Annotated in this window: 18 protein-coding genes; 11 read left to right on the top strand and 7 right to left on the bottom strand. The window is 32.0% G+C overall.

The annotated features are described in order from the left end of the window. Positions 1–43: 43 nt before the first annotated feature. Entirely contained in the window at positions 44–2,767 is a 2,724-nt protein-coding gene (locus ACVC3Y_RS03700) for a reprolysin-like metallopeptidase (protein WP_452226148.1), read from the bottom strand. 152 nt (positions 2,768–2,919) lie between these two features. On the opposite strand from ACVC3Y_RS03700, the gene ACVC3Y_RS03705 reads away from it, so the two are divergent. After that, positions 2,920–3,444, top strand: coding sequence for a hypothetical protein (locus ACVC3Y_RS03705; protein WP_452226149.1), 525 nt, complete (start codon positions 2,920–2,922; stop codon positions 3,442–3,444). A gap of 58 nt (positions 3,445–3,502) precedes the next feature. Here ACVC3Y_RS03705 and ACVC3Y_RS03710 read toward each other — a convergent pair whose 3' ends face one another. The 4 genes from ACVC3Y_RS03710 to ACVC3Y_RS03725 are packed head-to-tail and all read right to left on the bottom strand — an operon-like array spanning position 3,503 to position 7,296. Then, positions 3,503–4,243 carry a hypothetical protein gene (locus tag ACVC3Y_RS03710; protein ID WP_303424261.1) on the bottom strand — a complete coding sequence of 247 codons (741 nt, stop codon included), beginning with the start codon at positions 4,241–4,243 and terminating at the stop codon, positions 3,503–3,505. A 46-nt stretch (positions 4,244–4,289) separates the two neighbouring features. Continuing rightward, positions 4,290–4,958, bottom strand: coding sequence for a DNA alkylation repair protein (locus ACVC3Y_RS03715; protein ID WP_452226150.1), 669 nt, complete (start codon positions 4,956–4,958; stop codon positions 4,290–4,292). A 2-nt stretch (positions 4,959–4,960) separates the two neighbouring features. Continuing rightward, entirely contained in the window at positions 4,961–6,649 is a 1,689-nt protein-coding gene (gene ggt / locus ACVC3Y_RS03720; RefSeq protein ID WP_452226151.1) for a gamma-glutamyltransferase, read from the bottom strand. A gap of 50 nt (positions 6,650–6,699) precedes the next feature. Then, a complete protein-coding gene (locus tag ACVC3Y_RS03725) occupies positions 6,700–7,296 on the bottom strand; it encodes an acyl carrier protein phosphodiesterase (RefSeq protein ID WP_303424266.1) in 597 nt (198 codons plus the stop codon). A gap of 74 nt (positions 7,297–7,370) precedes the next feature. Between ACVC3Y_RS03725 and glmM the strand changes: the two genes are divergently transcribed. Then, positions 7,371–8,759, top strand: a complete 1,389-nt coding sequence (gene glmM / locus ACVC3Y_RS03730; RefSeq protein ID WP_303424268.1) for a phosphoglucosamine mutase — start codon at positions 7,371–7,373, stop codon at positions 8,757–8,759. Positions 8,760–8,808: 49 nt separating this feature from the next. On the opposite strand, the gene ACVC3Y_RS03735 is transcribed toward glmM, so the two are convergent. Further along, on the bottom strand, positions 8,809–9,699 hold the full coding sequence (locus tag ACVC3Y_RS03735; protein ID WP_303424269.1) for a lysophospholipid acyltransferase family protein: 891 nt from the start codon (positions 9,697–9,699) through the stop codon (positions 8,809–8,811). A gap of 62 nt (positions 9,700–9,761) precedes the next feature. Here ACVC3Y_RS03735 and ACVC3Y_RS03740 point away from each other — a divergent pair, with 62 nt between their 5' ends. Further along, complete coding sequence (locus ACVC3Y_RS03740) at positions 9,762–10,412, top strand: rhomboid family intramembrane serine protease (protein WP_303424271.1); 651 nt, start codon at positions 9,762–9,764, stop codon at positions 10,410–10,412. 119 nt (positions 10,413–10,531) lie between these two features. Here the strand turns inward: ACVC3Y_RS03740 and ACVC3Y_RS03745 are convergent, their stop codons facing one another. Beyond that, positions 10,532–11,656 carry a TlpA disulfide reductase family protein gene (locus ACVC3Y_RS03745; protein ID WP_303424272.1) on the bottom strand — a complete coding sequence of 375 codons (1,125 nt, stop codon included), beginning with the start codon at positions 11,654–11,656 and terminating at the stop codon, positions 10,532–10,534. Positions 11,657–11,751: 95 nt separating this feature from the next. Between ACVC3Y_RS03745 and mnmE the strand changes: the two genes are divergently transcribed. The 8 genes from mnmE (at position 11,752) to ACVC3Y_RS03785 (ending at position 19,167) form a co-directional block, all read left to right on the top strand. Further along, positions 11,752–13,140, top strand: coding sequence for a tRNA uridine-5-carboxymethylaminomethyl(34) synthesis GTPase MnmE (gene mnmE / locus ACVC3Y_RS03750; protein ID WP_452226152.1), 1,389 nt, complete (start codon positions 11,752–11,754; stop codon positions 13,138–13,140). Positions 13,141–13,303: 163 nt separating this feature from the next. After that, positions 13,304–13,723 (top strand): helix-turn-helix domain-containing protein, encoded by a 420-nt coding sequence (locus tag ACVC3Y_RS03755; RefSeq protein WP_245738299.1) that lies wholly within the window; start codon positions 13,304–13,306, stop codon positions 13,721–13,723. Positions 13,724–13,730: 7 nt separating this feature from the next. Further along, a complete protein-coding gene (locus ACVC3Y_RS03760) occupies positions 13,731–14,825 on the top strand; it encodes a phage integrase SAM-like domain-containing protein (protein WP_452226153.1) in 1,095 nt (364 codons plus the stop codon). Then, positions 14,825–15,772, top strand: coding sequence for a DUF6617 family protein (locus ACVC3Y_RS03765; RefSeq protein WP_452226154.1), 948 nt, complete (start codon positions 14,825–14,827; stop codon positions 15,770–15,772). The genes ACVC3Y_RS03760 and ACVC3Y_RS03765 overlap by 1 nt, the downstream gene beginning before the upstream one ends. Before the next feature lie 219 nt (positions 15,773–15,991). After that, on the top strand, positions 15,992–16,231 hold the full coding sequence (locus ACVC3Y_RS03770) for a helix-turn-helix domain-containing protein (protein WP_452226155.1): 240 nt from the start codon (positions 15,992–15,994) through the stop codon (positions 16,229–16,231). Then, positions 16,228–16,524, top strand: coding sequence for a helix-turn-helix domain-containing protein (locus tag ACVC3Y_RS03775; RefSeq protein WP_013622771.1), 297 nt, complete (start codon positions 16,228–16,230; stop codon positions 16,522–16,524). The genes ACVC3Y_RS03770 and ACVC3Y_RS03775 overlap by 4 nt, the downstream gene beginning before the upstream one ends. Continuing rightward, complete coding sequence (locus ACVC3Y_RS03780) at positions 16,511–17,419, top strand: BT4734/BF3469 family protein (protein WP_452226156.1); 909 nt, start codon at positions 16,511–16,513, stop codon at positions 17,417–17,419. The genes ACVC3Y_RS03775 and ACVC3Y_RS03780 overlap by 14 nt, the downstream gene beginning before the upstream one ends. Then, positions 17,416–19,167, top strand: coding sequence for a DUF3987 domain-containing protein (locus ACVC3Y_RS03785; protein ID WP_452226157.1), 1,752 nt, complete (start codon positions 17,416–17,418; stop codon positions 19,165–19,167). Before ACVC3Y_RS03780 ends, ACVC3Y_RS03785 begins: the two co-directional genes overlap by 4 nt. The last annotated feature ends 68 nt before the right edge of the window (positions 19,168–19,235 follow it).

Below are 19,235 nucleotides of genomic sequence, written 5' to 3' on the forward strand. Positions count from 1 at the left end.
AATATATATTTAGGAGTTTTAAAAATATTGGGTTTATTGTGAATTATTCAATAATTAATTTTTTAGTAATTCTTTTACCATTATCAATTACCGTCATAATATACATTCCAGAGCTGGCATTGTTTAGTGAGATGTTTTCATTAAATCTTGAGGTAGCATCGTATTCTTTATTAAAAACTAATCTACCAGACATATCATATACTGCAACATTAATGTTTTTTCCAGAATTTGAATCAAATGCAAGAGAGAAGTTTCCTTTATTAGGATTTGGATATAATGCAAAGTTGCTTAATTCTTGATTTTCTGTACCCAAAGTAACTTGTGTTGTGGTAGTACAAAGTTCAATAGACCATTCATTTACAACTCCTGAATCTCCATTATAGAAATCAACAAATACAAGATTCCACGTTCCCGAAGGATCATTCCCAGTAAATCCAGTCATTGAACTCGCAGGAGCATAGGTTCCAGTTGTTGGCGAAGCACAAGCAATTGCGGATTCACCATCTTTAAATGTAATATCTATATTTCCGTATTGTGCATCATTGCAAGTTCTGGCCCAAATATTAGAGAAACCTCCTCCGTTTGGTGCTTGTAATTGCATAATTAAATCTCCAATATAAGAGTGAGTAACATCTGCACTTACTCTAATATCAGTAATTGGTGTACTTTCTGTAACCGTTAAAGGAATAAATACAGGATTACCTTGCACATTAGCACCACCACCATCTGGAATAGCAGTTGCTATAGCACCTGTAGTGTAGTTATTACATTGTGTAGAAGTTATAACAGTTGCGCCAATAGAAAAAGATTTAGATATAGCAAAAAAGATATTACCAACTGCTTCAATTTTTATTCTACAATAAGGCTCTCCTTGTCCAGATGGGAATGTAATAGATTCTGAACCATCATTAGGAGTATTTGCAGCTAAGGTTGTAGTAAAGGTTTGTCCTCCATCTGTAGATAATAGGATATTTACATTTGCAGTATTAATACCATTAGCAGTCGTTCCAGCTACATCCCAAGTAATAGTTGTTGAAGCTCCAGTACTGAAGCTTTCATTTGTTGTGTTTGGAGCAGTAATAGTAAATGGACCTGTATTTGCAAGGGTTACTGTCATATCATCTCTATTGGTTTGTGATCCATTAGGAGTGCCGTTGTCTCTAACTGTTAACGCAAAATCCATAGTTCTAGCAACGTTTGGCATTACCTCCCAAGCCGGGGTTAAGTCATTATTTAATATATCACTTAATTGTGGGAATGTACGATCTCCAGTAGCCATTGGAGAGTAAGATCTAAATTGAGGATCTGTAGTGCTTGTTGTAGATGGTATATTTGTACTAACACCTACGTCTGTTTGTTCCCAGCAGTAAGATAGTGTCGTTCCATTAACATCATTAGCAGTTCCTGTAAGAGTAAATGCTGTTCCATAAGGAATGGTGTAGTCTCCTCCTGCATTTACTGTAGGAGCAGTATTTCCATTTGCTGTATCGGTAGAACAAGTTGGTTCTCCAGGAGGTGTAATACGTGTCCACATTTCGGCAATACTAATTGCGTGAAAATGATCATCACTATTACCTTGTACATTATCAGACCCACAAATACCAGCATAAGCCATAATTGTTGTTCCGCTTCCTGGTTCTACAGCAGTTGTAGAACTTCTGTTTCCTCCAGAACAAGAGCCTTGTCCACCATTAAAAGTATGGTTTGCTCCAAATTGATGTCCCATTTCGTGAGCTACAAAATCGACATCGAAAGGATCTCCAACTGGGTTTGGAGAACCAGTAACACCTCTAGCTTTTGCATTGCTATAGCAAATACCTCCACGAGCAGCTAAGCCACCTCCTCCAGTAGTAAACACATGGCCAATATCATAGTTTGCAGTTCCTATATTGGTGTCAATAATGGTTTGGTTTTCATTGATCAATAGTGTCGCATCATCATCTGTAAAACCGTCATTTTCTGCTAAAAATATAATACTAGTATTGTCTATTAATGACATTGTTAAAGACAAGTCTCTTTCAAAAATACTGTTCACTCTTGTCATTGTTACATTCATAGCTGCTAATACTGTAGCTCTTTTTACAGCATCTGTAGCTGCAGCTTGGCCAGCAGCATTGATGTGGTAATTTGCATATTCTTGTGTACAAGCTAATGCTAAACGAAAGGTTCTTAAGACACCGTCATTTGCATTTCTTTGAGTAAAATCAACGTCGGTATTTTCGCTTTTTTCAATAGTATCTTCTAAAAGACATCCTATTCTTTCTTCTAGTTTGGAGTACAGATCTTGCTTTGCATAAATTACATAAGAGTTTAGATCTTTTGTTAAAGGATCTATGTATAATGTTTTTCCAATGGTTTGAATAGATGCATGTAAACCAAAGACAGTTGTTGAGAAACGAATTATTGTTCCCGATTTTTCTTTGCTTACACCAACATAAGATTGAATTTCTGGATGGTTTGCAGCTAATTCGGAATCCATAACAGAAGCATTAAATATTTGAAAATTTTCCATTTTACCATCGGTAACTGGGAATTGTACAATAACTTCAGAATTTACATTTAATCCTCTATCTGGAGCAGAAGCTAATAATTGTTTTAAACCATCTACATCTAAAGTATATACATCATATACAGAAGGAGTTGCTTTTCTTTCTAGTAATTGTTCTTGTTTAATATTTGTATTTTTTACTTTTTGCCAAAAAGAATTCTCTTGAGAGAAACCTATAATTGGAAGAAGTAATAAAAAAAATAAGTAGTTTTTAATCATTATAATAGCGTTTTATAGTTTATCAAATTTAATATATAAATTCCAATGGCTAAGGAATACATTGTTAAATTTTATATTTTAGTGTCTTGATTTTTATTATAAAATCATGTAATTTTTAACTAGAAATAATTAGTAATTTAAAAGTTGTACGTATGAAAATATTAGGAATAGGTTCTAGAATAAACCATAGTGAATTTGGTAAAGGAGTAGTAACCAATGTTACATCCAAACACTATTGGGTAACTTTTATTGAAAACGGTCTTGAAACAATTGGTTTAACGGATGCATTTGAAGTGATTGAAGTTGCAGAGGATGAAGTAGATACCGTTAGCTTGTTTGATGTAGAAAGTAGTTTGGTTCAAATTTTAAAAAAATGGAGTGATGTAACTGAGATTGTGCCAATAGGAGATAAATGGAAAGGGGGGAAACTTATTCTACAACCAGAAGATATTAATTTAAAACCAAAAGAAATTAAAGTGGAAGACTTTTTTCATAAAATAACTATGGTTAGAGATAGACTTCGGGTGATGGAGCAAAAGGTGAATTCTAGTAATTTGGAAGAACAAGAAAAAATAGATTTGCAACAATACATTACGCGTATTTATGGGAGTTTAACTACATTCAATGTGCTTTTTAAAATTAAAGACCAGCAGTTCGTAGGGCAAAAAAGTAAGTGATTCTATCTTACAATTTTAATTAAAGTTTACAGTCTTTGTTTATAATATTCTTATTATTTTATTCCTGAGACTGTGAACTTTTAATATCTTCAATTTCCAATCCTAATACCAACAACTTATGAAACGTTGGAAGCATCGCTCCAGTTTCTGTAGTAATCCAATCACTCCAAGTAGCTAGTAAACCGTCAATAGGTAAAATAGAGGTCCACATTTTAAAACCTGTTGGTTTTCCTGTATCGTCTAATAACCATAAATACGAATCTCCAGGAGTAGACCCACCAGAAGTGTAAGTAATTAAAAGTGCATGTTCTCCATTATCTAGAGTAACTAAACTTCTTTTGGTACCAGTGTCAAAAACCTTATAAGGAGCAACTAACCAAAACGAATCGTTGTTAAAATATTTTGTAGCTTTTCTAATTAATTTTTCGGCTTCTTGTTTTTCTTTTATTTCTAAATTAGAAGCATATACTTTATTTTTTGAGCTATCCTTAAAATCTAAAAACACCACATAGTTTTTCCAAAAAACTTGGCACTTTCCTTCTTTTTTATTCCATTTAAAGTGATGTCTCTTTTTAAAGGTCCATTCTAAATAATCTGTTGCTTCATATTTTTTATGGTTTAATGCGTCTAGCATTTTGTAAGCTAAAGCGTCCGCTTGTTTATCTACAATTCCTAAAGGTATTTCTTCGTTATATTTAAAATATAAAAACCCGAAGAAAAGGAAAGTAGGTAAGGTGAAGAAAATGATTACTCCTGCAATTATTTTTGCTATTTTTTTTGCGCTTGTTTGTTTTGCCACTTGTTTGTTTTTTTATGCTTGGATTGCTATGTAAAATACAAAAGCATTAAAGTAATTTTCTAATAGCTTCTCTTTTGCTTAAAGGTTTTAAGTTACTATTTTTTACAAAGGTAAGTACATCTTTTGGATTATACGTGCCATATTCTCGAAGTGCCCAACCAATTGCTTTTTGAATAAAAAATTCATTAGATTTTTTATGTTCTAAACATTGATGGAATAGCAATTCTTTGTTTGTGTTTTCTTTATAACCCAATTGAAAAATAATGCTACTTCTGTTTAACCATAAGTTTTCAGAGTTCGAAAAATTTGTAATTATTTTTTCTGTTTCGTTTGGATGTATAATAAGATATTTACCAAGTATTTGTTTTGCAATAAAGTCTACTGAATCCCACCAAGAATTAACACTAATTAATTTTTCAATAGAATTAATATCTTCTTTTTTATACGATTTACGTAATTGTTTTTCAAACAATTCAATAGCGCATAAATGCATTTCTCTTTGTTTAAAATCGTATAAATTAAAAGCTAAAGTTCGTATAGTATCTCTAATTTCTAATGCATTGTTTTTGGCCAATGGTTTTAGTAAATCTCTTCGTAATTTCGATTTTATGCCATATAATTCAAATCTATCTTTTAAATAAGATTTCATTTGTGCTGCAAATTCCGAATTTGAATTTGCTCTAAAACTTTTGTCTAATTGTGTAATAAAATCCATAATTAAAATCCAGATGCTTCATCATCACCACGTCTATCTGCTCCACCTTCTAATGAACCATCCTCTAAAACTAAGATAGCGTCCACTTTTCCAATGATTGGAGAATCTTTTTCATTAATGAGATACCCTTTTTGTTCTAAATTATGTATCATTTTTGAAGAAAAAGAATACGGTTCCATTCTAATTTCATCTGGTAACCATTGGTGATGAAAACGAGGAAGATTTACAGCTTCTTGCATGCTGCTATTGTATTCATGCACATTTAAAATGGTTTGCATAACCGAAGTGATTATGGTAGAACCTCCAGGAGAACCAACCACCATGTGCAGTTTTCCATTTTTTTCTATAATAGTTGGAGTCATAGAACTTAGCATACGTTTTTGAGGAAGAATACTATTTGCTTCTGCACCAACTAATCCGTATACATTTGGGACTCCAGGTTTACTAGAAAAATCGTCCATTTCATTGTTTAAAAAGAAGCCAAGCTCTTCGCAAAATAATTTGGAACCAAATCCGGAATTTAAAGTTGTTGTTACTGCAACTGCATTACCAAATGCGTCAACAATAGAGTAGTGTGTGGTTTCATTACTTTCTATTATTTCCACTTTTCCGTGAGCGAGTGCTTCAGATTTAGTAGCTTTTTCAAACGAAAAATCCTTCATTCTATCTTGCAAGTAACTATTAGTAATTAATTGTTCTTGAGGTATATTTACAAAATCGGGATCGCCTAAGTAAAAGCTTCTGTCTGCGTATGCACGGCGTTCTGCTTCAGTAATTATTTGGATTGCTTTTTCTGAGTTATGTCCTAATTCATGTAAATCATATGGTTCAATCATTTTCATTATTTGTGCCAAACAAATCCCACCACTGGAAGGAGGCGACATGGAAATAATGTTTAAATCATCATAAGTAAATGTAATTGGTTTACGCCATTTTGGTTTATAACTTGCTAAATCTTCTTCTGTTATAATTCCACCATTTTCTTGAATATGTTTTGCTAATATTCTAGCTGTTTTTCCTTTGTAGAATTCGTCAGGACCATTTTTCATGATTCTTGTTAAAGTTTCAGCAAGGTTGTTGTACTTAATTGTATCGTTTTCTTTCCAAGCTCTATTAAATAATATAGGTTCTTTATTTGCTATTATAAAATCTTCTTGTTTTTCTGCAATACGTAATTCTTGTTTTTGGGTAACTTTTACACCTTTTTTTGCAAGCTCAATTACTGGTTTCATAATTGTTTCTATGGGTAATTTACCAAAGCGTTTATGTGCTTCGAAAGTTCCGGCAACTGTACCAGGAACGCCAACAGCTAGAGCGCCACGAGTGCTTAGGTTAGGAATTACATTACCTAATGAATCTAAATACATATTTTTACTAGCCGCTAGAGGTGCTTTTTCTCTATAGTCTAGGGCGCCAATTTCTCCATTTTCTAAACGATAAACCATAAAACCGCCTCCACCAAGGTTTCCAGCATAAGGGTAGGCAACTGCTAAAGCTAAATCTGTTGCAAGCATAGCATCGAAAGCATTTCCGCCTTGTTTCATAATAACACTTCCTATTTTGGAAGCTTCTTCGCGAGCAGAAACGACCATGGCATGTTTTGTAACTAAACCTTGTCTATTATTTTTTGTTTCTTTTTTACAAGTAAAAACTAGAATGCTTAAAAGTATTACTAAAATGTGTTTTTTCATAGTGTATTCGTTTTATCAGATATAATAGTAGCTTTTAATGATAATTCGATTTATTGTTTGGATTGTATTTCTATTAATTTTTCATTAGAAAATGAAATCAATTCTTCAAAAAATCGAGTAAACTCATCTTCAAATTCGTTATAAAACTCTTGTAATTCATTTACGGCCAAATTCATTTTTGAGCGATTTTTGGTTCTTCGATTCATTCCTTCTAAAACTTTGGCAATTCCATCTATAGATGCATAACTTAGTAGCCAATTATCTGCAATCATATATGGCATCATTTTTTGAATTCGGCTAGGGAGAATTTCAAAATTATCTTGTAATACAATATAAAAATCATCTACATATTTATCTAAAGGAATATCGGAATAATTACTCCAGTTTTTTGCTAAAAAATGATCGTATAAAATATCGACGATAACACCAGAATAATGGCCGTAATTTTTATGTAAACGTTTGGTGCTTTCTCTAACTGTTTTATGGGCATCTGTAAAGGAATCAATTTGTCGATGTAATAGTATTCCTGTTTGTATTTCTTTGTTGAATTTTTGATATTTTTTTCCACGAATACCATCAGCAATAAAATTACCAATTGTTATAAATTCGTTACTACCAGAGAGATAAATATGGGCTAGAAAATTCATTCTGTGAATTTACAAATTCATAATGTAAGATTCCCGTTTTGAAATATTATATTTGTAAAAACATTACATTATTTATGACTTTAATAAAATCAATTTCTGGAATACGAGGAACCATTGGAGGCCAAGTTGGCGACAATTTAACACCAATTGATGCAGTAAAATTTGCAGCAGCTTATGGTACATGGTTAAAAGAACAACGCAATAAAGAAAACTATAAAGTTGTGGTTGGTAGAGATGCTAGAATTTCTGGTGAAATGATTCAAAATTTAGTGATGAATACTTTGGTAGGTCTTGGAATTCATGTGGTGGATGTAGGTTTGTCTACAACGCCAACAGTTGAAATTGCTGTTCCAATGGAGCATGCAGATGGAGGGATTATTTTAACAGCAAGCCATAACCCTAAACAATGGAATGCTTTAAAACTTTTAAATGCGAAAGGCGAATTTTTAAATGGAGTAGAAGGAGAGAAAATTTTAAAGATTGCAGAGGCAGATACGATGCAATTTGCAGAAGTAGATTACCTAGGTAAAATAACCAAAAATCAAGCATATATAGATTTGCATATTGATGCCGTTTTAGCACTAGATTTGGTAAATGTAAAAGCCATTAAAGATGCTAATTTTAAAGTGGTTGTAGATGGTGTGAACTCAACAGGAGGTATTGCAATTCCTGAGTTGTTAGAACGTTTAGGCGTACATCCAGTAAAACTATATTGTGAGCCTAATGGACATTTTCCACACAATCCAGAACCTCTTAAAGAGCATTTAACAGACCTGTCTGAAATGGTTGTTAAAGAAAGAGCCGATTTTGGAATTGTTGTAGATCCAGATGTAGATAGACTTGCATTTATGGATGAAAGTGGGGAAATGTTTGGTGAAGAATATACCTTGGTAGCTTGTGCAGATCATGTATTGAGTAAAACACCCGGAAATACTGTAAGTAATATGAGCTCATCTAGGGCATTACGTGATGTTACAGAAAAACATGGTGGAACCTATGAGGCCAGTGCAGTAGGAGAAGTTAATGTCGTGGAGTTAATGAAAAAGAACCATGCTGTAATTGGTGGTGAAGGTAATGGAGGTATTATTTATCCTGCAAGTCATTATGGTAGAGATTCTTTAGTTGGTGTTGCTTTATTTTTAAGTCTTTTAGCAGAAAAAGATATGCAAGTTAGTGCATTACGTAAAACGTATACTAGCTATTTTATGAGTAAAAAGAAAATTCAGCTTACACCTCAAATAGATGTAGATGCTATTTTAAATACGATGCAATCTCGTTATGCAAATGAAGATATTACTACCGTTGATGGAGTAAAAATTGATTTTGCTGAAAATTGGGTACATCTACGTAAGAGTAATACAGAGCCAATTATTAGAATTTATACAGAAGCAAAATCGCAAGAAACAGCAAATACTCTAGCAGATAGATTTATAAAAGAATTAAAAGAAATAGCTGGAATATAAAACAAAAAAAATCCTCGAAATGACTTCGAGGATTTTTTTTGTTTAATTGTTATTGAAATTTAGCAGGAACTTTATCTTTATGTTTCCAACGTTTATGGGTCCATAAATAATATTCTGGAGCTTCATAGATTTGTTTTTCTACTAGTTTTAGAAACATATCTGTAATTTCGTAATTTTTATAATCTTTTGCATTAATTGCTATGGTTTTAAAAGTAGTTTCATAATAACCACGTTTTACTTTTTTTACTCCAAAGAAAACTACAGATGTGTCTAGTTTTTTTGCAAGCATTTCGGCTCCTGTATGCACAGGAACTTTTATTCCCATAAAATCATTCCAATGAAAAGCTTTATTGGGTTTTGGGGATTGGTCGGAAACAAAACCACTAATAGATTGTTCTCCTTTTTTAATCGAGTTCATTAAAACAGAAATGGTTTCTTTTGTTGTAATAAGTGTTGTGTTATACTTTGCTCTTTTTCGTTTTATTAAACGATCAAAATATTTGTTGTTTAAGCGTTTATATACCCCAAAGCCTTTCATTTTAATAAATCTTTGTGCTATAAAAATCCACTCAAAATTTGCATAATGTGCGCACATTAGAACAATATTTCTATTTTCATTTTCTAATTTATGTACTTCTTCTAAACCAATTAATTTAAAACGTTTAATCATTTCAGCTTCAGAGACCGTTAATGATTTTACCGATTCTAAAATCATATCACATAAATGATGAAAGAATTTTTTAGAAAGTGCTTGAATTTCTTTTTCCGATTTATCGGGAAAAACAAGTTCTAAATTATACTTGACTGTTTTTTTTCGGTAACCAATTATATAGTATACCAGAACATATAAAACATCCGAGATAATGTATAATAATCTAAACGGAAGTATAGAAATAATCCATAAAAGTGGATAAATTAAAATGTAAGCAAGAAATTGCATGAAATAATTTTAGATTTGCAAGAACAAATATATGTTATATTTGATTTAAACGTTTCAAATTTATGGGCAATTTAAGTATTGTAACAATTGTAGTGATTGTAGCAAATGTATTAATCTCTTACAAGGGGTTTAATGATTTTAATTTTTTCGAAAAATATAAGTTTAATGTTGGAGGGATAAAACGAGGAGAGCAATTTAGAATGTTTAGCTCTGGTTTTTTACATGTAGACACACAACATTTGTTGTTTAATATGTTAACATTATACTTTTTTGCAGATATAGTAATACAAGATTTAGGTACATTAAGTTTTGTACTTGTTTATGTTGGTAGTTTAATTTTGGGGAGTTTGTTATCCTTGTATTTTCATAAAAACGAATATCATTATAGTGCTGTTGGTGCTAGTGGAGCAGTAACGGGAATTTTATATTCTGCAATTTTATTACGTCCAGATATGAGTTTGTACATGTTTTTTGTGCCTATACCAATTCCTGCTTATGTTTTTGGAATAGGGTATTTGTTATATTCTATTTATGGAATGAAAACTAGATCTAGTAATATTGGACACGATGCACATTTTGGTGGTGCCATTGGAGGTTATTTAATAACACTTTTATTAGCAACTTGGCTTTTTGAAACGAATCTTTTAATGATTGGATTATTGGCAATACCAATTGTTTTGTTATTTGTTTTGAAACGAATGGGGAAGATTTAAAAAAAGTAAACCAAGGCTAAAAAAAATGTCATTTTGACCAAAGTATATAAATCAAAAGATAGATTTTTTATACAATGCTCAAAATGACAAAATAAATATTGTTAAAATAGGAAGAAATTTTAATCTAACAGCGCTGCTATTTTTTCTTCAAGAGCAGGCCCTCTAAGGTTTTTAGCTACTATTTTACCTTCGGCATCTATTATAAAGGTTGCAGGAATTGCATTTATATTAAACTCTTTAGCTATAGGGTCATTAAAGTATTGTAGGTTAGATACATGATGCCAATTTAGGTTGTCTTTTTCAATAGCATCTATCCAAGCTTGTTTTGCATCTTTTTGTTGCGGTGTACCATCTAGAGAAACTCCAATAATTTCTAAACCTTTGTTGTGGTATTTTTCATATACATTTACAACGTTAGGATTTTCTTTTCTACAAGGACCACACCAAGCTGCCCAGAAGTCGATAATTGTAACTTTTCCTTTTATAGCATTTAAAGCTATAGTTTTTCCTTCTGGATTTGGACCAGAAAAATCTGGTACAACACTACCAATAGCAGTTTTTTTGTTTTCAATAATAAATGTAGCTATTTTTTTACCAGGTCTTGTATTTTTTATAGTTTCATCAAAATTGGTGTATAACTCTTTAATTTTGTTATATTCTAATTTATTTGTCATTATGGCACGTTCTAAAAGAAGAGCAGATAATAGCGCATCTTTATTTGTAGTCATAAAGTCTAAATCGTTAGCGTCATTCTCTTTCATGAGTCCTTGAAATTCTTGTTGTATACTCGTGATTTTAGAAGTGTCTGATTTTCTTTGAGCGATTTTGAACTCTTCCGCCAATTTATTGTTTTTAAAACGCAATGTTTTTATAAAAGCTTGGTATTCGTTGTAGTAGTCGTTTTCTTTTCCACCTTTAATCGAAGAAGCATAAATACTATCTGTAGGTATTTTTATATCAATGGATTCGTTTTCCACAATAAAAGGAAGATTTCCTCTTACTCCTTCAATTTGTATATAATACATGTCTGGTTTATCTACTTTACCTGTTAAAGTAAATGAGTTTTCAGTAACTCGGGTAGAATCTAGAATAATATTTTTTCTAGCTTCCGTTCTAATCAATTGTACTAAACTATTGTTTTTAGCATTATCTAAAGTTCCGTTAACTACAAATCCTTCTGTTTTTTCTTTGGTACAAGAAGTTAGAAAAAGAGAAATACATAAAAGGTATATAATACGTTGCATAAATTATTTTTTGTGCAAATATAACAGATATAACTTATTTATTTTCAAAATGTAAATATGTTAGTTATATTTTAACAATTGCTTACTTTTGCAACATGATATTAAAGGATACCATTATTGCTTTAGCAACATCTTCTGGAGCTGGAGCTATTGCTGTTATTAGACTTTCAGGACCAGAAGCTATAAGTATTTGTTCTAATTTTTTTAAATCGATTCACAATAAAGATTTAAGTAAGCAAAAGACACATACGATTCATTTAGGTCATATTATAGAAGGGACTAAAATACTTGATGAAGTTTTAGTTTCTGTCTTTAAGAACCCAAATTCGTATACTGGAGAAAATGTAATAGAAATATCCTGTCATGGATCTATATTCATTCAGCAAGAAATTATACAACTATTTTTACGAAATGGTTGCAGAATGGCTAATGCTGGAGAATTTACGCTACGTGCATTTTTAAACGCAAAACTCGATTTAAGTCAAGCCGAAGCTGTAGCCGATTTAATTGCGAGTGATAATGAAGCATCACATCAAATTGCTATGCAACAGATGCGTGGTGGTTTTTCTTCTGAAATTGCTAAACTAAGAGAAGAACTTTTAAATTTTGCATCTTTAATTGAGTTAGAATTAGATTTTGCCGAGGAAGATGTAGAATTTGCAGATAGAACACAATTTAAAGCATTAGTAGATAGAATTGTTTTTGTGTTAAAACGTTTGATAGACAGTTTTGCAGTTGGTAATGTTATTAAAAACGGAATTCCTGTAGCCATTGTTGGCGAACCCAATGTTGGGAAATCGACATTGCTTAATGCCTTATTAAATGAAGAGCGCGCCATTGTAAGTGAAATTGCAGGAACTACAAGAGATACTATTGAAGATGAAATTGTTATAGGTGGAATAGGTTTTCGTTTTATCGATACTGCAGGAATTCGTGAAACTAAAGATGTTGTTGAAAGTATTGGTATTAAAAAAACTTTTGAAAAGATAGATCAAGCTCAAGTTGTTGTGTATTTGTTTGATGCAGAAAAGTTTAAAACAAACAGTGAAAAATTTATTGTTGAAATAGAAAAAATAAAAAACAAATACCCTTTAAAACCATTAGTAGTAATAGCTAATAAAGTCGACAAGCTTTTAGAAAATGAAGTAGAAGCATTACAGATTTCTATTAATAATCTTCATTTATTATCTGCAAAATCTGGAGTAGGAGTAGATGCTTTAAAAGAAAAACTACTAGGTTTTGTAAATACAGGAGCTTTGCGTAATAACGAAACTATTGTAACTAATTCTAGGCATTATGATGCTTTAATAAAAGCTTTTGAAGAAGTTACAAAAGTAAAATATGGTTTAGATTCTGGTTTGTCTGGAGACCTTTTAGCAATAGATATTAGACAAGCATTATTTCACTTTGGGGAAATTACAGGTGAAATTACAAGCGATGATTTACTTGGTAATATTTTTGCTAATTTTTGTATTGGGAAGTAACTTACTTTCTTTTATTTGTTAATCCCTTGTTATTGTTGGCTTTATAGTGTTTTGTCTTCTTTTATTTGTTGTTTATTTGCTCTTTTTTGATTAAATTTGTTGTATATCTGTTGCCTGAAATATAGAATTGTTGCCCATTTCTGTTGGCTAAGATATTGGCGAAATGATGCACCATAACGCACCACGTTGCACCATTACGCTACATAACGCACCATTTATGAGCAGTAATTTATTCATTCCTAAAACTTGTAAGCATTGCGGTAATGCATTTACAGCACGTACAACAGTTACTAAATACTGTGGCGATACTTGTGCAAAAAGAGCTTATAAGGCACGCAAACGTCAAGAAAAAATTCAAGCTACTCTTACTGAAGATATGCAACAGCAAAAACAAGTTGTTGAAGTTCGCAATCCTAATGCTGTAAATAACAAAGATTTTTTAAGCGTAACAGAAGCCTCACAACTGATTGGCGTGAGTAGATGGACCATTCAAAGAATGATTCAACAAGGACGTTTAAAAGCAGTTCCTTTTGGTAGAAAGCGTATTGTGGCCAGATGGCAAATAGAAAACCTTTTTAATTAATTCCATTATGAAAGTAACATTAAGACAACGCAAGAAGAACGACAAAATAAGTCTGTATTTAGATTACTATCATAAAGGCAAACGTAAAACAGAATACTTACGCTTATACCTTACACCTAATCCTAAAACCAAAACTGAAAGAGAGGTTAATAAGAAAACCAAACAATTGGCTGAAACTATATGTGCACAGCGACAAATAGAAATTCAAAATGGTATTTATGGCTTTCAAGATATTGAAAAGCTAAAAGGTAGTTTTATTACTTATATCACAGCTTTAGCAGAAAAGAAAAATACAAGCTTTGGCAATTATGGTAATTGGAATAGTATGCTAAAACATTTAAAAAAGTTTTGTCCAACAGATGTTAGTTTTCAAGATATAGACAAATCGTTTGTTGAGCGTTTCAAAGAGTATTTAGATAAAGAAGCAATAGGTAGAGCAGGTAAGCAATTGTCTCAAAATTCAAAATATTCGTATTATGGTAAATTTTCAGCGGCATTAAAACAGGCGGTCAAGGATGGAATTTTAAAAGTAAATCCTGCAAATGGTGTAGAGTATTTTAAACAAGGAGAACCTCAACGAGAATTTTTAACGCTTGATGAATTACAAAAAGCAGTTAATACAGAATGTGAACTGCCTATCTTAAAGAACGCTTTTATTTTTTCAGCTTTAACCGGATTACGTTGGTCAGATATTGAAAAACTGATATGGTCAGAAATCCAGCACTCAAAAGAAATGGGATATTATATCCGATTTAGACAAAAGAAAACTAAAGGTGTCGAAACCTTACCAATATCAGACCAAGCAAGAAATCTATTAGGAGAAAAAGGTAATCCAGACGATAAAGTATTTGATGGCTTACATTATAGTGCCTGGTCTAATTTAAAATTACAACAATGGATGATGAAGGCAGGTGTTACTAAAACTATTACGTTTCATTGTGCGCGTCATACCTACGCTACCTTACAATTAACTTTGGGTACAGACATATATACTGTATCAAAATTATTAGGTCATAAAGAGTTACGCACTACACAGATATATGCCAAAGTAATTGACGATAAAAAGAAAGAAGCTGCTAACCGTATTCAACTGGATTTATAATGAAAGGAAGTATATTTTCAAGTTTGGTTTCTATAACCAATGGCTTACATAGAGATAATAGACAGGAAAAGGATTTTAAATACTTGTTGTCTGATTTTAAATTGAACCAAAAAGCCAATAACGCAGTTTTTAAAGTAACCTTTAAAAAACCTTTAAACGCCAAAAAAGAATACTATCAAAAGCTAATATTTAATGAAACTGAAAATATAATAGCTTCATTTGTAAAGGAATTTCCTAAAAATGCAACTACACCAGAAAATAAATACAGCTATATCATTCTACTTAATAAATTTGATAAGTACTTAAATGACATTTCAACTTATATCAATAAAAGAGGAATAACAGCAGATTTCAACAATGATGACAATTATATCATAAACTACTTAAAAGTATCTGTAATTAGGTTGTATGCTGAACTACAAGAGCAATACGGTCAATTTTCAAATACTACCTTATTCTCAATTCAAGAAATAGCGGAAAAGTATTTTAACGAAACGAATTTTGATGCTTCTATATATGTAAAATTAGAAGCAGATAAAATAGAGGTAGTTAAAAAACCACCTAAATTGAAAAGCAAACCAAAAACCTCATTTGGTTATTTAAAAGAGGATTCAGATTGGTTATATAGGATTTTAAACAAACTTCAATTAAGTATAGATTTACTTGATAACAAAACTGAAGTCAAGGATTTTCAAAGTTTATTATTAGCAAAAGATTTTAAAGGTTTTCAAAAGAAAATCTATTTAGATTGTAAAACAACCGAGTTTAAATATGTGGTAAAAAGATTGCAACCTTACTTTAAAAATTTATCACCAGCATTAATTGAATCTACAGGTTTATTTTATACGAAATTAGGTAAACCATTGACAGCTCAAAATCTCTATTCAAAAAGTAAATCACCTCTAAAAAAGGAAACTATTGATAATATCTTCAAACAAATACAATAAAAAACAATGAGTTTATATAGAAATCTCATTGTATTCTCACACTCATATAAAACTCTCACACTTTAAAAATCACTCTTTTTCAACCTTTGTCCTGTTCTTGAAAACCAAGAATGACATTTGGCCAGATGTCCTCATTTATTTAAAACAAAATAAACGATGGACACAAATATCATCGAAAAGTTAGACCGCATTGAAAAACTCTTGTTAGAGCAACAAGCAATGCAAAAGCAAGTATTAAACTTTAATGAAACTTGCAAGTATTTAGAATTATCCCAATCGCACTTGTATAAACTTACAAGTACGGGAACCATTCCACATTATAAACCGAATGGTAAAAAGATTTATTTCCAACGAGAAGAGTTAGACCATTGGTTACTGCGTAACCGTATGGACTCAAGAGACGAAATCGAACAGCAAGCTGCCGATTACCTAATTAAGAAAGGAGCGGTGAAGTTATGACTGAAATAATCGATTTACTCTTAACGCTCTCTCAAGAAATAAAGGACATTAAAGCACGTATCGAATTGTTACGACAATCGAGAGCAGAAGTATTAAAAGATACGTGGATAGACAATCAAGATGTATTGCAGACCTTACATATAAGTAAGCGAACGCTACAAACTTTAAGAACCAATGGCACTTTGCCTTACAGCAAAGTAAAAGGTAAATTTTACTATAAAGTTGCTGACATAGAGCAGTTGCTTCAAGACAACTACTACAACCATAATTTCAAGCAAGATGGAAATAAGTAGAGAAGCAATTTTAGACAAAACACATTATGGTTTAAAAATCTATGCCTATGTGTTGAGACAGTATTATCCTAATCAAACAGTCCTTTCTGTAAAAGGAAGGGACTGTGGGATAACTCGAAACCCTTTTAATGGTGGTAAAGAAACCTTACGGATTCATATTGATGGTATTATAGCAACACATCGAGATACAGAATTAGAAGCCTTTAAAGGTGATGTATTCGATTTTGCACAATATCATTTTAGAATAACCGATGAAGAAGATTTGTACCAGAAGATAAATCAAGAGCTACATCTAAATTTAGAAGTCAAGGAAAAAGACGAATTGGAATGGCTTAATGAACCAGACGATACGTGGTATGCCAACTGTAGCTTTTTTAAAGCACCTGTTCGCAATGTGTTTCCTTCGGAAACCTTGCGATTACATCAAGTATTTGCATTAATCACAAGTAATAAATACAAAAAGATTACTGAAGAATTAAGAGCAATTACCAATATAAAAGAAGCGCGTAAATTCAAAGCGAATCGCTTTGATTACGTAACACTTTCAGGAACATTTGAAAAACGAAGCGATAACAATTTGCTAAAGCATTCTAATTTATTAACCATTGATTTTGACCATTTAGAGAATCTACAAGAGTTAAGAACACAGCTCTTAAATGATGAATATTTTGAAACCGAAATGCTCTTTATTTCACCATCTGGTGATGGCCTAAAATGGATTATCAGAATAGATATTTCAGAAGTATCACATACAGAATATTTCACAGCAGTAGCAAATTACATTAAACACAATTATAACATTGAGGTTGACCAGTCGGGTAAAGACGTATCCAGAGCGTGTTTTTTACCATACGACCCAACGGCCTTTCTGCATAAAAGACATCAAGCATTATGAGTAAAATATTTAATCCAAAAGATTGGTTAGAAGTTCCTAAAGAGCAAAATCAACCAAAAAGCAACACAGCAACAACCAATGTTGTTGCTGTTGCTGATACAGACATTGAATCCTACATTTCAGCAATCGAGCAATCAAGCACAGACATAACAGGAAGTTATGCCACTTGGAGAGATTTAGGCTTTGCATTAGCAGAAGAATACGGAGAAGCAGGAAGAGATTATTTCCACCGAATAAGTAAAAATTATGTAGGTTACGATACCAAAGAATGTGATGCACAATTTGATAAATGTCTAAACGCAAAAGGACACGGAATTACAATTGCTACCTTCTACCATTACGCACATCAGTCAGGTGTCAAACCGACTAAACAACAGTACAACAACGAAGTTGCAACAAGCGTTGCAACTGTTGTTGATATACCTAACGAATCAATGCCAACGATACCAGAAAAGGTATATGAGAATTTGCCACAGTTTTTACAACAAGTTGTAAATCCTGCTAATGGACAGGAAGAAAAGGACATTTTGTTATTAGGCGCATTAACAGCATTTAGTGCGTGTTTTCCTAAACTCTTCGGAATCTATGACCAACGTAAAGTGTTCAGCAACTTATATTTATTTGTAACCGCACCTGCATCTGCAGGTAAAGGAAGGCTTAACCAAATTAAAAATTTGGTAGAGCCTGTACACAAATTAAAACGAGAACAAGCCAAAGTGCTAAAACAGCAATTTCAAGCAGAAACTGCTACTTACAATATGAACAAAGGCAAAGATGAAAATTTAGAAAAACCAAGTAAGCCACCAGAACGAATGCTGTTTATTCCTGCTAACAATAGTGTAACAGGCGTATATCAATTAATTTCTGATAATAAAGGCAGAGGGTTAATTTTTGAAACCGAAGGCGATACGTTAGCACAAGCCTTTAAAAGCGATTATGGTAATTATTCCGATGGTTTTCGTAAAGCCTTTCATCACGAAACTATAAGCTATTATCGCAGAACAGATAGAGAATATGTAGATATTGAAAAACCGTGTTTATCAACAGTATTATCAGGTACACCTAAACAAGTGGCGACTCTAATACCCAACGCAGAAAATGGTTTGTTTAGTCGTTTTATGTTTTACTATATGAATATTAAACCAACTTGGAAAAACGTGTTTCAAAATAGCAATAAAGTAGGTTTAGATGATTACTATAACCAATTAGGTAGTGAGTTTTTAGAATTGTACAAAACGCTAAAAAACAATCCAGAGATTGAAATACGATTAACCACAACCCAACAACAGCAATTCAATACGTTTTTTGAATCCTTACAAACCAAATACATCAACCTACAACCCGAAGAATACATTGCAACAATAAGGCGGTTAGGCTTAATTGCATTTAGGATAATGATGCTATTCACAGCATTCCGTATTATGGAAGATGGTGATGTAAACGCAACTAAAGAATGTGAGGATATAGATTTTGAAAACGCTATAACCATAATTTCAATTTTAGTAAAACACAGTAGTAAAGTGTTTAACGACTTGCCAATAGAGCAGAAAGCCACAAAACGTTCAAATAGAAAAGAACGCTTTTTAGAAAGTTTGCCAAAGCAATTTAGCAGGCAAGAGTATTTAGATTTAGCGACAAAACAGAGCATCCCGCACAAAACCGCAGAAGGCTATATTACCAAATTTGTAGAAGCAGGTTTAATACATAGAGAAGCACACAATAACTATTCAAATCCTGCAAAGACGTAATTAAGGATTTTAAGGATTTAAGGAAATGATTAAACTGACTTCCTCAAATCCTTAATATCCTCATTACC

The organism is Lacinutrix cladophorae (assembly GCF_053604645.1).